The following is a 14,798-nucleotide window of genomic DNA, read 5'->3' as shown; positions in this document are numbered from 1 at the left end:
TGGTGGGCATGAGACGCAAGCCCCTGCTCGCCCTCGCCGGAGCCGTCGCGGGAACGGCCGTCGCCACGGGCGGCGTCGCGTACGCCCTGCTGGACGACGACGGAACTGGAACGATCCATCCCGCCGCGAGCGCCCGCGCCCAGCCCGACGCCGGACCGATCGCCGCCGCCCTCCGCGCGGCGGGCGCGACGTCCTGCGCCACCGACCGCATCCGCGTCGAATGCCGCTACGCGGGCCGCTACACGGCCGCGACGGTCCTCACCCCCGACCTGGGCATGACGGTGGAGACGGCCCTGGCCACGTGGCGCACCGGCACAGCGCAGAGCGCCCTGGGCGACAACGCCCCCTTCTCCGTCCTGACGGGCCCCAACTGGCTGATCACCGGCCCGACGGACCTGGTCGACGCCCTGCAACCGACCTTCGGCGGCACCCGCACCGACTGCGAAGCCCCGAACGGCACCTGCCACTAAGAGAAGCGAGAACCGCACGGCCCCAACACCGGCAACCAGACTCGCCGCGCCGCGGCCCGTCACCCGGCCGGCCCGCCGTGAAACGGCCGCCCGCACCCCCCGCGCGACGACCGCCCCACCCGACTGCAGGACGAGTACAGAAGCACCCGCAGCCGCGCGGCCGACCAGCAAGCCCGGCCGACACGGCGGCCCCCGCAACACTGCCCGGCCCACACGGCGGCCCGCACCCCGGCCTGCACGGCGCCTGCACGGCGGCCTGCGCGGCGGCCCCGCACCCCGGCCTGCCCCCTCGGCCTGCCCCCTCGGCCTGCCCCCTCGGCCTGCCCCCCGGCCTGCCCCCTCGGCCTGCCCCCTCGGCCTGCCCCCCGGCCTGCCTCCCGGCCTGCACCCCGGCCTGCACGGCGGCCTGCACGGTGGCCCCGCACCCCGGCCTGCACGGCGGCCCCGCAACGCTGCGCGGCCCGTCGCGCCGCCCCGCCGCCCCGCGCCGTCGGGCCGCCCCCGTCGGCCTGCCGCCCGGACCACGAGCCCCACGCGAGGCGGCGACCCCCGCACCTCACGGCCCACCGTCGCGGATCAGCCCGTCCGCCCAGACACCCCAGGGGAAGCAGCCGCTTAAGCAGCCCCGAAGTCTTTCCCACAGCGGCGCGCAACCAAGGGGGGTCACCGGCGGGCGCGCGGCCGCGAGCCGCCAGGCGAGCGGCCGGGCGCGCGCAGCGCGAAGGGCCGCACCGCAGCGGAGCGCCAGCGGAGCGAGGATGCGGCGCTTCGCGCCGCGGGGGGCGTGGGGGGGCGTCCCCCCACAGGGTGAACGCCCCCCACAATGATACACATGGCAGAATGACCACCCACCGCCCCGCAGGCCGGCCGGGGCGACCCCGGGCCCCGGGTGTCCGCCGACCGCTCCCGTGGGGTCGGCCGCGGTGGTTTCCCTGCGCGAACGCGGCCGGGAGGAGGTGCGGCGTGGCCGAGTCCCCGCACGTGTCCTCGCGTCGGCGGCGTTCCGGGCGCGGCCGGTCGAGTGTCCGCGTCCGTGTCGGGACGGCGTTGACCGCGTTGACGCTCGCCGCTGCCGCCGCCGTTCCCGCCGCGCTCTGGCCGGGGGCCGCGCCGGGCGACCGGATGATCCGCGGCGCGGCGGCGGGCGCGTTCTTCGCCGCGCCGACCGACCAGATCCGCGCCCGCGAGTGGCATCTGACGTCGATCCGCGCGAGCCGGGCATGGAAGTACTCCGAGGGCGCGAACGTCACGGTCGCCGTGCTCGACACGGGCGTCGACGGCCGCCATCCCGACCTCACCGGCCGCGTCGTCGCGGGCCCGGACCTGACGGGCGGGAAGCGCGCCCCCGGCAGCCGCTACTGGGGCCAGCACGGGACGTCGATGGCCAGCATCATCGCGGGTCACGGCGACGGCGCGGGCGGGCGGCGCGGCGTGCTCGGCGTCGCGCCGCGCAGCCGCATCCTGTCCATCCGCGTGACGTGGGAGAACGACGATCCCGTCCGCAAGGCGGGCCGCTCCGGGCTCAGCCGCGACACCGTCGCGCAGGGCATCCGGTACGCGGTGGACCACGGCGCGCAGGTCGTCAACATGTCCCTCGGCGGCGGGCAGCTCTACGCGAACGGCAGTGCCGCCGAGGAGGCCGCGATCCGGTACGCGCTCGGGAAGGGCGTCGTGCTGATCGCGTCCGCCGGGAACGACGGCGCGGCGGGGAACCGGCGGACGTTCCCGGCCGCCTACCCGGGCGTCATCGCGGTCGGCGCGCTCGACCGGCACGGGCGGCTGTGGAAGGACAGCAACCGGCACGCGTACGTGGGCGTGTGCGCGCCGGGCGTCGACATCGTCAGCGCGAGCCCCGGCGGCGGGTACGTCGTCGGCAGCGGGACGAGCCCGTCGTCGGCGATCGTCGCGGGCGTCGCCGCGCTGGTCCGCTCCCGCTACCCGAAGCTGACGCCCGAGCAGATCCGGACGGCGCTCGTCCAGGGCTCCCCGGCGCGCGCGGGCCAGCCGACCGGTTCCACGACGTGCAAAGGCCCCCTCGACGCGGCCCGCGCCCTCGCCGTCGCGGCCCGCCTGAACCGCGCGTCCGGCGGCACGGTGGCGACTCCCGCCCCGGCCCCGTCACCCGTGGCCGAGGCGGCCCCGAAGGGCTCGTCGTCGGGCGGGCTGGTCCGCGCGATCCTCGTCGGCGGCGCGGTCCTGGTCCTGGTCGGCCTGATCCTCGGCTGGCGCCAACGCCGCCGCCCCGACGACGAAGAGACCGCGACCACCGACCCCGCCCCCGCCAGTGCCGCGCCTGGCCACCCGAACCCGGCGGCGCCCGCACCCGCCCATCCAGGTCCCGCCCCGGCCGAGCCGGCCACGATTCCCAGCCCCACCGCGTCGGACCGTCCGACCCCCGGCGCAAAGCCCCGCCCGGCCCAGCACGACCACCCGGCATCCGGTGCGCCGCTCAATCCGGCCCAGCAGGACCACCCGGCACCCGGCGTGATCCCCGGGCCGACCCGCCCGGCACCCGGCGCGCCGTCCAGCCCGGCCCAGCACAGCCACCCGGTACCCGGAGCGATCCCCGACCCGGCCGCACCGGCCCGTCCGACGCCCGACGCGGCCGAGCCCGCCCGCTCGGCATCCCAGGACGCGCCCGCTCCGCCATCCGGCCGGCCGACCCGTCCCGCCCCCGTCCCCGAGCCCGCCGAGGCCGACGACCCGGAACTCTCCGACGAAGACCTCATGTTCGACGACGACGAGTGGGAGCGGTTCCGCCGCAGCGCCCTCGAAGAGCCGTTCCACACCGGCATGACCGGCCCCCTGCCGCGCGTGGCCCCCGCCCCGTCCGAGCCCCCGCCGGCCCCCGAGCACCCCGCCCCCGTCCCGCGCAAGGCCCCGCCCCCCGACGAGGACGACTACCGTCCGCCCTGGTGGTGACCGGGCCGCGGGCGGTCAGTCGTCCGCCGGAGTCTCCACTTCGGCCGCCGCGAAGATGCGGTCGACGCGGTCGGCCTCCATCGGGGAGCGCGCCGCGGATTCCGCGAAGCGGGTGAGCAGGCGCGCGAACTCGGTGCGTTCGCGCGGCGTCCACTCGGCCATGAGGTCGTCCAGGTAGGCGCGCCGGAACTGCTCCGCGACGCGCTTGACGCGCTGTCCGGCGTCGGTCAGCCCGAGGTTGGCGCGGCGCGCGTCGAGCGGCGACGGCCGCCGCGACACCAGCCCCGCGTCGATCGCGTGTCCGACGAGCCGGCTCGCGGTGGACGGGTCGATCTCCAGCCGCTCCGCGACGGCGCCCACGGTGACCTCGCCCTCGGGCCGCTGCTCGGCGCAGACGGTGGTGAGCGCGGCGACGGCCTGCACGACCATGAGGTTGGAGAGCTGCAGCGGCCGCCCGCCGGGCCCGCCGGACGTCTGCGCCCGGATGCGCTTCATCAGGTCCGGTTTGACCCAGACGCGACGCAGATGGAACAGGGCGAGTGAGATATCGGCGAGAACCGGGTCGGACAGCTCGCCCGACCCCTCCGCCGGGTGCGGCCCCTGCTCGTCGGTCTGCGGCCCCATGCTCGGGTCTCCCGTCCGGTGCCCTCCGTTCCCGTGCGGCACCGGAACGGTACGGATGTACTCTGCATACTTTAACGTCGGAACCCGGCGAGAGTTCCCCGGCCCGCGCGCGTGCGCCGAACGCCGGGTGCGTGTCGTCCCGGACGCGTACGATGGCACCGGCCGAACCCGGACACCCCGGGACTAGTGACCCCAGAGGGGACCGCGCGCCCCGGCGCTCCCCGGCAGGACGGCAGCATGAACGACGGCTCAGCCCTGGACCCGATCGACCCCGGACCGGAGGACGACGACGTCTTCCCGGCCGGCCTCCTCTCCGACCGCGACCGCCAGATCCTCGCCTTCGAACGCCGCTGGTGGAAGTACGCGGGCGCCAAGGAACAGGCGATCCGCGAACTGTTCGACATGTCCTCCACGCGCTACTACCAGTTGCTCAACCTCCTGATCGACCGGCCGGAGGCGATGGAGCACGACCCGATGCTCGTCAAGCGCCTGCGCCGGATGCGCACCCAGCGGCAGCGGCAGCGCGCCGCGCGGCGGCTCGGCATCCGTCCCTGACGTGCAGGACACTGGCCGGATGAACACTGGCCGGAACCCCTCCGCTTCCATCACGGCCGCCGGCGCGGACGGCCTCGCCGCGCTGCGCGCGCGCCCCTCGTCGGCCGTCGTCGGCCTGGACTTCGACGGCACGCTCGCCCCCATCGTGGACGATCCGGCGGCGGCGCGCGCCCAGCCCGGCGCGGCCGACGCGCTGGCGCGGCTGGCGCCCCGCCTCGGCGGGCTCGCGGTCGTCACCGGGCGTCCGGCGGGCGTCGCGGTCGAGTACGGCGGGTTCGACGGGATCGACGGGCTGGTCGTCCTCGGCCAGTACGGGCGCGAGCGCTGGGAGTCCGGGACGCTGACCGTCCCCGAGCCGCCGCCGGGCGTCGCGGAGGCGCGCGCGAAGCTGCCCGGCGTGCTCGCGGCCGTCCAGGCGCCGCCGGAGGTGTTCGTGGAGGACAAGGGCCTGGCGCTGGCCGTCCACACCCGCCGCTGCGCGGAGCCGCAGGTCGCGCTGGACCGGCTGCGCAGCCTGCTCGCGGCGCTCGCCGAGCGCACCGGCCTGGTCGTGGAGCCGGGCCGGTTCGTGCTGGAGCTGCGCCCGCCCGGCATGGACAAGGGGCACGCGCTGCGCGCCCTGCTGGCCGAGCGCGGCGCGCCGTCGGCGGTGCTGTTCGCGGGCGACGACCTCGGCGACCTCGCGGCGTTCGACCTGCTGGACGAGCTGCGCGCGGACGGCGTCCCGGTCGTCAAGGTCTGCAGCGGCTCGACGGAGGTCGCCGAGCTGGCCGACCGCGCCGACGCGGTCGTGGACGGCCCGCCGGGCGTCGTCGCGTTCCTCGACGGGCTGCTGCCCTGAACCGGCGCGCGTGCCGTGGCCGGATGCGGCCACGACCCGTCGTCCGGAACGGGCTGGCGCGTTCCCATTGACGCCGCGAGTGACAACTTTCCGGTGACCGGCCGTTGTGGATCATGCGCGCCGGGGGCCGGTCGCTGGACGCAACGCCTATTTGCGCCAAAATGTCGTCCGTCGTGATGTGAGAAGTCGGGCCGATCGGTGAACGGGAGCGCAACGGTGGACCAGCAGACCGGGAACTCCGCGACCTCCGGCGAACCGCGCGCGCCCGGCGCCGAACCGACCGAACCATTCGAACCCGCCGCGCCCGGTGCGTCCGGCGTGACCACCGAGCCCAGCCCGCCCGGACCGCCTGCCGCGTACGCGGTGCCCGGCGCGTCCGGCGCGTCCGGCGTGCCTGCCGCGCCCGACGTGTTCGCCGTGCCCACTGCGCCTGCCGCGTCCGGCGTGTTCGCTGCGCCCGGCGCGTCCGGCGCGCGCACCGAACCCGGTGCGCTCACCGCGTCCGGCACGCCCAATGTGCCCGGTGTGCCTGCCGCGCCCGCCGCGCCCGACGTGTTCGCCGCGCCCGGCGCGTCCAACGTGCCCGCCGCGTCCGGCGCGTCTGGCGCGCCCAACGTGCCCGGTGTGCCCGCCGCGCCCAGCGTGTTCGCCGCGCCCGACGCGCCCAACGTGCCCGCCGCGTCCGGCACGTCTGGCGCGCTCAACGTGCCCGGTGTGCCCGCCGCGTCTGACACGTCCGGTGCGCCTAACGTGCCCGGCGTGCCTGCCGAGCCCAGCGTGTTCGCCGCGTCCGGCGCGTCCAATGTGCCCGCCGCGTCCGGCGCGTCTGGCGCGCCCAACGTGCCCGGTGCGCCCGCCGCGTACGCCGCGCCGACTGCGCCCGGCGCGTCCGCGGCGTTCCGTGAGACGAGCGGTGTCGAGGTGCGCATCGGCTCGCGCAGCGAGCGGCACCGCCGGGAGCGCGAGCGGGGCGGCGGGCGGCGGCCCGTCGTCGCCGTCGTGCTGGCGGCCGTCGCGGTCGCCGCCGTCCTCGCCGTCGTCGCCGTGGTGTTCCTGCCGGGCCGCGACGGCGGCGACCCGCACGCGGGTGCGGGCGCGGCCGACGCCGCCCTCGCCGCCGCGTTCGCCGACGCCGGGACGCCCGTCACGGTGACCACCGCGGACGGCTCGACGTACCGGATCGCCGCCGTCACCGGCGGCGCGGACGACTCCGCCGCCAAGGGCGGCACCACGACCGCGTACGTCGAGTACGTGCTGAGCAACCCGTCGCGGGAGCGCGCGCTGCTCGACTTCCCGGCGGACGTGTTCGTCACCCGCGACCTGCTGCTCGCCCGCGACCGCGGCCGCTGCATGTGGCAGACCGGCGTCCCCGAGAGCATGTGTACGCCGCCCGCGCGGAGCGAGATCGTCCGGACGCTGGCGGGCGGCGCGCCGCTGCCCGGCGCGGGCGACGACCGCTACCTGCCGCCCGGCTCGGCGTACCTCGTCCGCGCGACCGTCCAGGCGCCGGTCCGGACGTCGGTCAAGCGCGCCGACCTGCGTCTCTACATCTGGAAGAAGCTGTACGTGGACGACCAGTACGCGCGCCTCGCGCCGTTCCCCGCCTGACGGCGAACGCCGCGCACCCCGGTTCGGGATGCGCGGCGTCCGCGTTCCGGGCCGGTCACTCGGCCGCGGGGTCGTCGGCGAGGATGCCGTACACGCGGCGGCGGGCGTCGTTGACGACCTCCAGCGCGCGCGCCTTCTGGCTCTCGCTGCCGACCGCCATGACCTGCTGAAGCGCGCCCATGAGCTGCATGAACGCCTCCCGGCCGCGCAGCGCGTTCTCGCCCGCGGCGGCGGTGACCTCGTCCCACGGGGGCGTGGTCTGGGTCGCGGCCTCGGCGGTCCCGGCGTCGGTGAGGGCGAACAGGCGCTTGCCGCCGTCCTCCCGGCTGGTCACCAGGCCCTCGTCCTCCAACATTTGCAGCGTCGGGTAGACGGAGCCGGGGCTCGGCCGCCAGACGCCGCCGGTGCGGGAGTCGAGTTCCTGGATCATCTCGTAGCCGTGCATGGGCCGCTCGACGAGCAGCGCCAGCAGGGCGGCGCGGACGTTGCCGCGCCGGGTCCGGCGGCCGCGTCCGCCGCCGCGCCCCCGGCCGCCGTGGCCGCCGGGACCGAATCCCGGCCCGAACCCCGGACCGCCGGGCCCGAAACCGGGCCCGCCCCAGCCGAAGGGGTCGCGGCGGGCACGCCGGTCGTCGGTGCGCTCTCCGCGCTCGTGGTGGTGGTGATGGCTTCGCATCGTGGTCTCCTTCATCGTTGTCGATGCATTGACGATATATCGGTGAACACTCGCGATGCAACTGGCATTCCCGGGCGCGGGCATGCCGAACCGGGCGGACGGCCCGGTTCGGCCGCCGCCCGGAGGGCTGCGGAACTAGGGAGCGCTGAGCTTGAGCGAGTCGAGGATCGTGTTCGTCAGCCTGCGGTCGTCGGTCTCCTTGACGCGGACCCACGCGCCGAACTTGCCGCCGCGGTCGCGCAGGCCGACCTCGGTCACCGACGGCGTCCCGGACGGGCAGCGGGTGAACCGCGTGATCGTGCCCGTCAGCGCCTTGTCGGGAGACGTGTAGTTCTCCGGCGCGCCCTTCGCACAGGACGCGTGCCGCGTCGCGCTCGGCGGCGGCAGCTTGCCCGCGCCGACGTCCGTCGTGAGGCCGACGAACACGCCCGCGCCCTTGCCGTCGCCGAGGAACGCCGCCATGTCCGGCGTCGCGCGCAGCACCGGGCGGGCCGCCGCGTCGGCCAGGCCCACCGAGGACGGCCGCCACGTCGGCTCGGCCGCCTTCGGCCACGCCTTGGGGGCCGCGAACCGGATCTTGCCCGACGCGTCGCCGAACTGGACGAAGTCGGCGGGGAGCGTCGGCTTCACCGGCTTCGGGTCGCCGCCGCCGGAGAACAGCGTGCCGAGCAGGAGGCCGCCGACGAGCGCGACGACCAGTACGCCCGCGGCGACCGCCAGCATCGTCGCGGTACGGCGCGACGGACCGCGCTTGGGCCGCGGCGGTCCGGGCGGGCCGAGCTGGGAACCCGGCGCGCCGGGCGGTCCGTGCTGCGCCCCGGGCGGCCCGGGCTGTGAACCGGGCGGGCCGTGCTGCGCGCCGGGCGCGCCGGACGGCCCCGGTTGGGAACCGGGCGGCCCATGCTGGGAACCCGGCGGGCCGGACAGCCCCGGCTGGGAACCCGGCGGGCCGTGCTGAGACCCGTGCGGCGGCCCGTGCTGAGACCCGTGCTGAGACCCGTGCTGCGAACCAGGCGGTCCGCCGAACGGCGGGCCGGGCGGCGGGGCCTGCGGCAGCGGTTGCGGCGGCCCGCCGTCGAACGGCCCGGACGAGGGGAACACCGCCGTCTTCCCGTCCGTCATCCCCGGCGGGGGAGCGGGCAGCGGCAGCGACGCCGTCCGGTCGTCCACCGGCCGCCGCCGCGACGGGCGGTCCACGACGGTCGGCTCCGCCTCCTCGTCCGGCAGCGTGTCCGGCTCCGCGAACGGCGGCCGGGGCGGCGGGACGGACGGCGGCGGTCCGGCCTGCGGACGCGGCACCGACGATCGGTCCCCGTCCAGCACCGTCTCCTCCAGCCCCGACGCGGGCGGCCCCGGGAACGGCGCGGACGGCTCGGCCGGCGGCGCGGGAGACGGCGCGGCGGGCACCGCCAGCGACGGCAGCGACGCCCGCACCCCCGCGACGGCCTCCGCGAAGTCCTCCGCCGTCGGGAACCGCTGGTCCCGCTCCGGCGCGAGCGCCCGCAGGATGACGTCGTCCACCTCCTGCGGCACGCCGTCGCGCAGCTCGCCCGGCCGCCTGCGGACCGGCGGCGGCCCCGGCGCGCGCCCCGCCACCAGGTGGTACGTCAGCGCGCCGAGCCCGTACACGTCCGCGCGCACGTCCAGCCCGCCGCCGAACCGCGCCTGCTCCGGCGACATGTACCCCGGCGTCCCCACCGGCAGCGTGAACGCCCCCGACGCGTGCGCCAGCGCCTTCGCCAGCCCGAGGTCCGCGATCAGCAGCCGCTCCCCGCCGCCCCGCACCGACTGGAACAGCACGTTCGACGGCTTCAGGTCCCGGTGGATCACCCCGAGCGCGTTGATGACCTCGACCCCGTACGCGATCTCCTCGGCCAGCGCCAGCGCCTCGCCGAGCGGCAGCGGACGGTCCCGCATGCGGTCCGCGAGCGTCCCCCGATCCGCGTACGGCATGACGAAGTACGGCCGCCGGTCCGGCAGCTCCCCGATGTCGTGGACGCGGATCAGCCGCTCCGAGTCCGCGCGCCGCAGAATGCGCGCCTCCTCCAGGAAACGGCTGCGGACGTCGAGGTCGTCCACCAGGCTCCCCGCCAGCACCTTGATGGCGACCGGGGAGTCCAGGGCCTCGTCGTGCCCGAGCCACACGGACGCGAACGCCCCCGATCCGAGGACGCGTTCGATTCGGTAACGACCGACGGCAGGTGGGAAGGACACTCCCGTATCATGCCCAACAAACGGGGTGTGTGCGCGAACGAGCATTGAGGCTGCGGCGATGGCATTCGACGAAAGGACCGAACACCTGGCGGTGCAGGCCGCCCGAGGAGACCAAGGAGCCCTGAACGAACTCATCCGCAGAATCGAACCCGACGTCCTGCGGCACAGCGCCCGCTTCCTGCCCTGCCGGCAGGACGCCGAAGAAGCCTGCCAGGACGCGCTGCTGCAGGTCGCGCGGAACATCCACCGGTTCGAGGGCCGCTCCCGGTTCAGCACGTGGCTGCACGTCGTCGTCGCGAACTCCGCCCGGTCGACCTACCGCTCCCTCAAACGACGCTCCGTCGAACAGGCCGGCGAACTGCCCCAGCAGCGCCCCGACCCGCGCCGCACGAGCGTCATCGCGGGCTCCCGCGTCGACATCCTCGACGCGATGGAAGACCTCGAAGCGCGCAAACCGGACCTGATCCAGGCGCTCGTCCTCCGCGACGTCTCCCAACTGGAGTACGCGGAGATCGCCGAACAGCTCCAGCTCCCACTGGGAACGGTGAAGTCCCGCATCCACGAGGCGAGGAAGCAGGTACGCCAGACCCTGGGCGAGAGCTACTCGTGAGGTGACATTGTCGGGGGTCGACCCCCGACGCCCCCCGCGGCGCGGAGGATGCATCCTCACTCCGCTGGCGCTCCGTTCCGGTGCATCCTCCGCGCTGCGCGCGCCCGGCCACTCGCTGGCGCTCGCGGCCGTGCGCCCGCCGGGCACCCCCCAGGGTTTCGCGCTTGCGCGGGTGTAGACCCCCCGCAGTTCCTGCTCGTAACGCTGTGGGGAGCGACCCGCCAAGCCACCCGCGGCGCGGAGCATGGGTCCTCGCTCGCATGCGCTCGCTGCGGTGCATCCTCCGCGCTGCGCGCGGCCGGATGCTCGCCTGGCGGCTCGTGGCCGTGCGCCCGCCGGTGCCCCACGGTTCCTCGCTTGCGCGGGTGTGGGTCCCTGGTGGTTGCTGTTGTTGCGGGCTTCTGTTGCCTACTTCAACTCGTCCAACTGGTCGCTGAACCAGCGTTGCGGGGGCAGGGCCGTCGCAGCCTCGGCCAGGCGGGTGCAGCGGCGGGCGCGTTCCTCGGCGGGCATCAGGAGGGCGCGGTGCAGGGCCTCCGCCGTCTGGGAGACGTCGAACGGGTTGACCAGCAGCGCGTCCTCGCCCAGGTCCGCGGCCGCGCCCGCCTCGCGGGAGAGCACCAGCGCGCACCCGTCGTCCGACAGCGCCGGGCCCTCCTTCGCGACGAGGTTCATGCCGTCGCGGATCGGGTTCACCAGCAGCACGTCCGCCAGCCGGTACGCCGCCAGCGAGCGCGGGTAGTCGTCGTTCACCTCGACGATCAGCGGTTGCCAGTCCGGCGTGCCGAACTCGGCGTTGATCTCCTCGGCCGTCCGCAGCACGGTCTCGGTGTAGGCGCGGTAACTCGCCAGATCCGTCCGGGACGGGTACGCGAACGCCAGGTGGACGACCCGGCCCCGCCACTCGGGATGGTTCGTGAGCAGTTCCCGGTAGGCGGCCAGGCCCCGGACGATGTTCTTGGACAGCTCCGTCCGGTCCACGCGCACGACGAGCTTCCGGCCGCCGACCCGCGCCCGCAGCGCCGCCGCGCGCTCGGCGACGTCCGGAGCGGCGGCGCGCTCGCGCAGCGCGGCCCCGTCCACCCCGAGCCCGTGGACGCCGACGCGCGTGACGCGCCCCGCGTAGCGGACGGTCCGCGCGGCCCGGTCCACCCGCGCGCCCGGCAGCAGCGCGCAGCAGTCGAGGAACGCCGACGCCCACCGCTCGGTCAGGAACCCTGCCTGGTCCGCGCCGAGGACCCCGGCCAGCAGTTCGGCCCCGAGGTCGTCCGGGAGCAGCCGGAAGTACTCCGGCGGCGCCCACGGCGTGTGCGAGAAGTGCCCGATCCGCAGGTCGGGACGGCGTTCGCGCAGCATCGCGGGCGTCAGCGACAGGTGGTAGTCCTGCACGACGACCTTCGCGCCGGGCGCGGCGTCGCGCGCGAGGGCGTCGGCGAACGCCGCGTTGTACGCCTCGTAGGACTGCCGGTCGCGGCGGGCCCGCGCGTCGAAGCACGGCGCGTTCGGGGTGTCGTACAGCAGATGGTGGACGAACCACAGTGTCGAGTTGGCCATGCCGTTGTAGGCGCGCTCGTACGTGGCGGCGGGGATGTCGAGCATGCGGACGGCGGTGCCGCCGACGTCGTGCCCGGCTTCGTCGAGCCGCCCGTCGGGGGCCTTGCGCGCGGCGGTCCGGTCGGCCTCCGAGAGGGCCGCGCAGACCCACAGCACGTCGCCGCGCAGTCCGGCGAGCCCGGACACCAGGCCGCCGCCGCCCCGGCGGGCGACGAGCGAGCCGTCGCCCGCGGTGGAGAACGAGACGGGCCCGCGGTTCGACGCCACCAGCACTTGGCTCATGGTCGCCAGGATCTCAGCCGGGCCGCGTCCGCGCCACGCCGCCCCCGGGCCGGGATCGGACCCGCGGAAAACCCGCGCGTGATCTTGCGCGTGCCGGGGTACGGTCGGAACGGTCCCGGCCAAGCCGGGCGAACCCCGACCCGCCTTCCTGGCTAATCGGGCGAATCATGTAAAGTTACGCACACAACTTCATATCGCTCATCCAGAGGGGTGGAGGGACCGGCCCGTTGAAGCCCCGGCAACCACTCGGCACGACAGCGCTCGCGATCCTGCGGGGCCGGCCGGGAGATGGTGCCAACTCCGGCCTGCGACCAAGGTGGCGCAGGAAAGATGGGGAGAAAGGGCCTCGCTCATGGCGACCACGCCTGTCGACTCTGAACTCACGCCCGCCGGGAACCTCGGCCCCGCGACGGCGCTCGTCTGCCGCGAATGCGGCCACCGGCGCGCCCTCGGCGCCCACTACGCGTGCGAGGAGTGTTTCGGCCCGCTGGAGATCGAATACGACTTCGGCGGGCTCACCCGCGCGGACATCGAGTCCGGCCCGGCCAACATCTGGCGCTACCGGGGGCTGCTGCCCGTCCCCGCCAACGTCGCCGAGACGCCCAACACCGAGCCCGGCCTGACGCGGCTCGTCCGCGCCGACAACCTCGCCGAGTCCCTCGGGCTCCAGCGGCTCTGGGTCAAGGACGACAGCGGCAACCCGACCCACTCGTTCAAGGACCGCGTCGTCGCCGTCGCGCTCGCCGCCGCCCGCGAACTGGGCTTCAAGGTCCTCGCGTGCCCGTCCACCGGCAACCTCGCCAACGCCGTCGCCGCCGCCGCGGCTCGCGCCGGAATCCGCAGCGCCGTCTTCGTGCCGTCCAATCTGGAGACGCAGAAGATCATCACGACGGCCGTGTACGGCGGGACGTTCGTCACCGTCGACGGCAACTACGACGACGTCAACCGCCTCGCCTCCGAGATCGCCGGGGAGCAGGAGGACTGGGCGTTCGTCAACGTCAACGTCCGCCCGTACTACGCCGAGGGCTCCAAGACGCTCGGCTACGAGATCGCCGAGCAGCTCGGCTGGCGGCTGCCCGACCAGATCGTCGTGCCGGTCGCGTCCGGCTCCCAGCTCACCAAGATCGACAAGGCGTTCCAGGAGTTCATCAAGCTCGGGCTCGTCGAGGACAAGCCGTACCGCGTGTACGGCGCGCAGGCCGCGGGCTGCGGGCCGGTTTCGACGGCCTTCAAGGCCGGGCACGACGTCGTCCGGCCCGTGAAGCCCGACACCATCGCCAAGTCCCTCGCGATCGGGAACCCCGCCGACGGCCCGTACGTCCTGGACGTCGCGCGCCGCACCGGCGGGGCCGTCGAGGACGTCACCGACGAGCAGGTCGTCGACGGCATCCGCCTCCTCGCCCGCACCGAGGGCATCTTCGGCGAGACCGCCGGCGGCGTCACCATCGGCGTCCTCAAGAAGCTCATCGACGAGGGCCGCCTCGACCCCGCCGCCGAGACCGTCGTCATCAACTCCGGCGACGGCCTCAAGACGCTCGACGCGGTCGCGCCGCAGGTCGCCCCGACCGCGCACATCGCGCCGACGCTCAAGGCGTTCCGCGACGCGGGCCTCGGCTGACCCGCGCCCCGTCCCGGCCCACATCGCAAGCGAACACTTAGGAGAGCCAGCATGAGCAGCGTGTCCGTGCGCATCCCGACGATCCTGCGGACCTACACCGGCGGCGAGGCCGAGGTGAAGGCCGACGGCGACACCCTCCGCGCGGTCATCGCCGACCTGGACGCCAACCACGCGGGCATCGCCGCACGCGTCCTCGACGACAACGGCAAGATCCGCCGCTTCGTCAACGTCTACGTCGGCGACGAAGACGTCCGCTTCGCCGACGGCCTCGACACCGCGACTCCCGCGGGCGCCCAGATCTCGATCATCCCGGCGGTCGCCGGAGGGTGAGTGGGTGTGGGGGGCCGCACCCCCCACACACACCCAGCCTTGCTGCCTCATCCCACGCGAGGACAGTTCCTCAGCGGACGCCCTTCCGCTCCACCATCTACCGAGTCCGGTCCCCACCGAGCAATCTCGTCTCGTGCAGGCAGCCCACCAGCGGAGCTTTCATCTCGGCGCGGGCGCGACTCCCTCCGGTCACAGCCCGCCCTTCAAGACCGTCAAAGGTCAGGGCGCGCACCAGCCCAACCACCCGCATGCCGAAGAGGCCACACTCCTGCACCCGCCAGGTTTCCAACTGTAACCAGATGGACACATAGGGCTCGGAGAACTCTCACGGAACCCTCGTAGACGAGACGGTGACCGTAGCGGGGCCGCCGAAGCGAGCGCAGCGAGCGAAAAGGCCCCGCAACGAAGGGCGGCCAAGGGGGGTCTCCACCCGAACCGGGACGAAAACTCCGGGGGGTGCCCCGCGCGCGCACGGCCGCGAGCCGCCAGGCGAG

At 75.2% G+C, this 14,798-nt stretch carries 12 protein-coding genes and 1 riboswitch; of the genes, 8 read left to right on the top strand and 4 right to left on the bottom strand.

Translation table 11 applies throughout. The features are described from left to right. Positions 1-8: 8 nt before the first annotated feature. Positions 9-470, top strand: coding sequence for a hypothetical protein (locus G339_RS0119405; protein ID WP_019632734.1), 462 nt, complete (start codon positions 9-11; stop codon positions 468-470). Between the two features lie 1,047 nt (positions 471-1,517). Beyond that, positions 1,518-3,392, top strand: coding sequence for a S8 family serine peptidase (locus G339_RS36930; RefSeq protein ID WP_019632733.1), 1,875 nt, complete (start codon positions 1,518-1,520; stop codon positions 3,390-3,392). Between the two features lie 15 nt (positions 3,393-3,407). Here the strand turns inward: G339_RS36930 and G339_RS0119395 are convergent, their stop codons facing one another. Continuing rightward, positions 3,408-4,016, bottom strand: a complete 609-nt coding sequence (locus tag G339_RS0119395) for a MarR family winged helix-turn-helix transcriptional regulator (protein WP_019632732.1) — start codon at positions 4,014-4,016, stop codon at positions 3,408-3,410. A 237-nt stretch (positions 4,017-4,253) separates the two neighbouring features. Between G339_RS0119395 and G339_RS0119390 the strand changes: the two genes are divergently transcribed. The 3 genes from G339_RS0119390 (at position 4,254) to G339_RS36925 (ending at position 7,020) form a co-directional block, all read left to right on the top strand. Further along, positions 4,254-4,571, top strand: a complete 318-nt coding sequence (locus G339_RS0119390) for a DUF3263 domain-containing protein (RefSeq protein ID WP_019632731.1) — start codon at positions 4,254-4,256, stop codon at positions 4,569-4,571. Between the two features lie 19 nt (positions 4,572-4,590). Then, the gene (otsB, locus tag G339_RS0119385; RefSeq protein WP_019632730.1) at positions 4,591-5,412 is read left to right on the top strand and encodes a trehalose-phosphatase; all 822 of its coding nucleotides are present in this window, start codon (positions 4,591-4,593) and stop codon (positions 5,410-5,412) included. 216 nt (positions 5,413-5,628) lie between these two features. Beyond that, positions 5,629-7,020, top strand: a complete 1,392-nt coding sequence (locus G339_RS36925; RefSeq protein WP_051107895.1) for a hypothetical protein — start codon at positions 5,629-5,631, stop codon at positions 7,018-7,020. Between the two features lie 55 nt (positions 7,021-7,075). Here the strand turns inward: G339_RS36925 and G339_RS0119375 are convergent, their stop codons facing one another. Together G339_RS0119375 and G339_RS0119370 are read right to left on the bottom strand one after the other, a co-directional pair. Continuing rightward, positions 7,076-7,696, bottom strand: a complete 621-nt coding sequence (locus G339_RS0119375; protein ID WP_033323670.1) for a PadR family transcriptional regulator — start codon at positions 7,694-7,696, stop codon at positions 7,076-7,078. 135 nt (positions 7,697-7,831) lie between these two features. After that, positions 7,832-9,910, bottom strand: a complete 2,079-nt coding sequence (locus G339_RS0119370; protein ID WP_026341595.1) for a serine/threonine-protein kinase — start codon at positions 9,908-9,910, stop codon at positions 7,832-7,834. A gap of 58 nt (positions 9,911-9,968) precedes the next feature. Between G339_RS0119370 and G339_RS0119365 the strand changes: the two genes are divergently transcribed. Then, positions 9,969-10,520 carry an RNA polymerase sigma factor gene (locus tag G339_RS0119365; RefSeq protein ID WP_019632728.1) on the top strand — a complete coding sequence of 184 codons (552 nt, stop codon included), beginning with the start codon at positions 9,969-9,971 and terminating at the stop codon, positions 10,518-10,520. 408 nt (positions 10,521-10,928) lie between these two features. Here G339_RS0119365 and G339_RS0119360 read toward each other — a convergent pair whose 3' ends face one another. Then, positions 10,929-12,356 (bottom strand): alpha,alpha-trehalose-phosphate synthase (UDP-forming), encoded by a 1,428-nt coding sequence (locus tag G339_RS0119360; protein WP_026341594.1) that lies wholly within the window; start codon positions 12,354-12,356, stop codon positions 10,929-10,931. 195 nt (positions 12,357-12,551) lie between these two features. Continuing rightward, a riboswitch (SAM riboswitch) is annotated at positions 12,552-12,693 on the top strand. 15 nt (positions 12,694-12,708) lie between these two features. Here G339_RS0119360 and thrC point away from each other — a divergent pair. Both thrC and G339_RS0119350 read left to right on the top strand, forming a co-directional pair. After that, positions 12,709-13,974: a threonine synthase gene (thrC, locus tag G339_RS0119355; protein ID WP_019632726.1), complete on the top strand. Its 1,266-nt coding sequence runs from the start codon at positions 12,709-12,711 to the stop codon at positions 13,972-13,974. A 51-nt stretch (positions 13,975-14,025) separates the two neighbouring features. Next, the gene (locus G339_RS0119350) at positions 14,026-14,304 is read left to right on the top strand and encodes a MoaD/ThiS family protein (RefSeq protein WP_019632725.1); all 279 of its coding nucleotides are present in this window, start codon (positions 14,026-14,028) and stop codon (positions 14,302-14,304) included. Positions 14,305-14,798 lie beyond the last annotated feature (494 nt).

Source organism: Actinomadura atramentaria DSM 43919 (assembly GCF_000381885.1).
In the GTDB taxonomy this organism is placed as follows: domain Bacteria; phylum Actinomycetota; class Actinomycetes; order Streptosporangiales; family Streptosporangiaceae; genus Spirillospora; species Spirillospora atramentaria.
The sequence above is the reverse complement of the archived record's forward strand: the minus strand, read 5'-3'. Positions and strand labels throughout refer to the sequence as shown.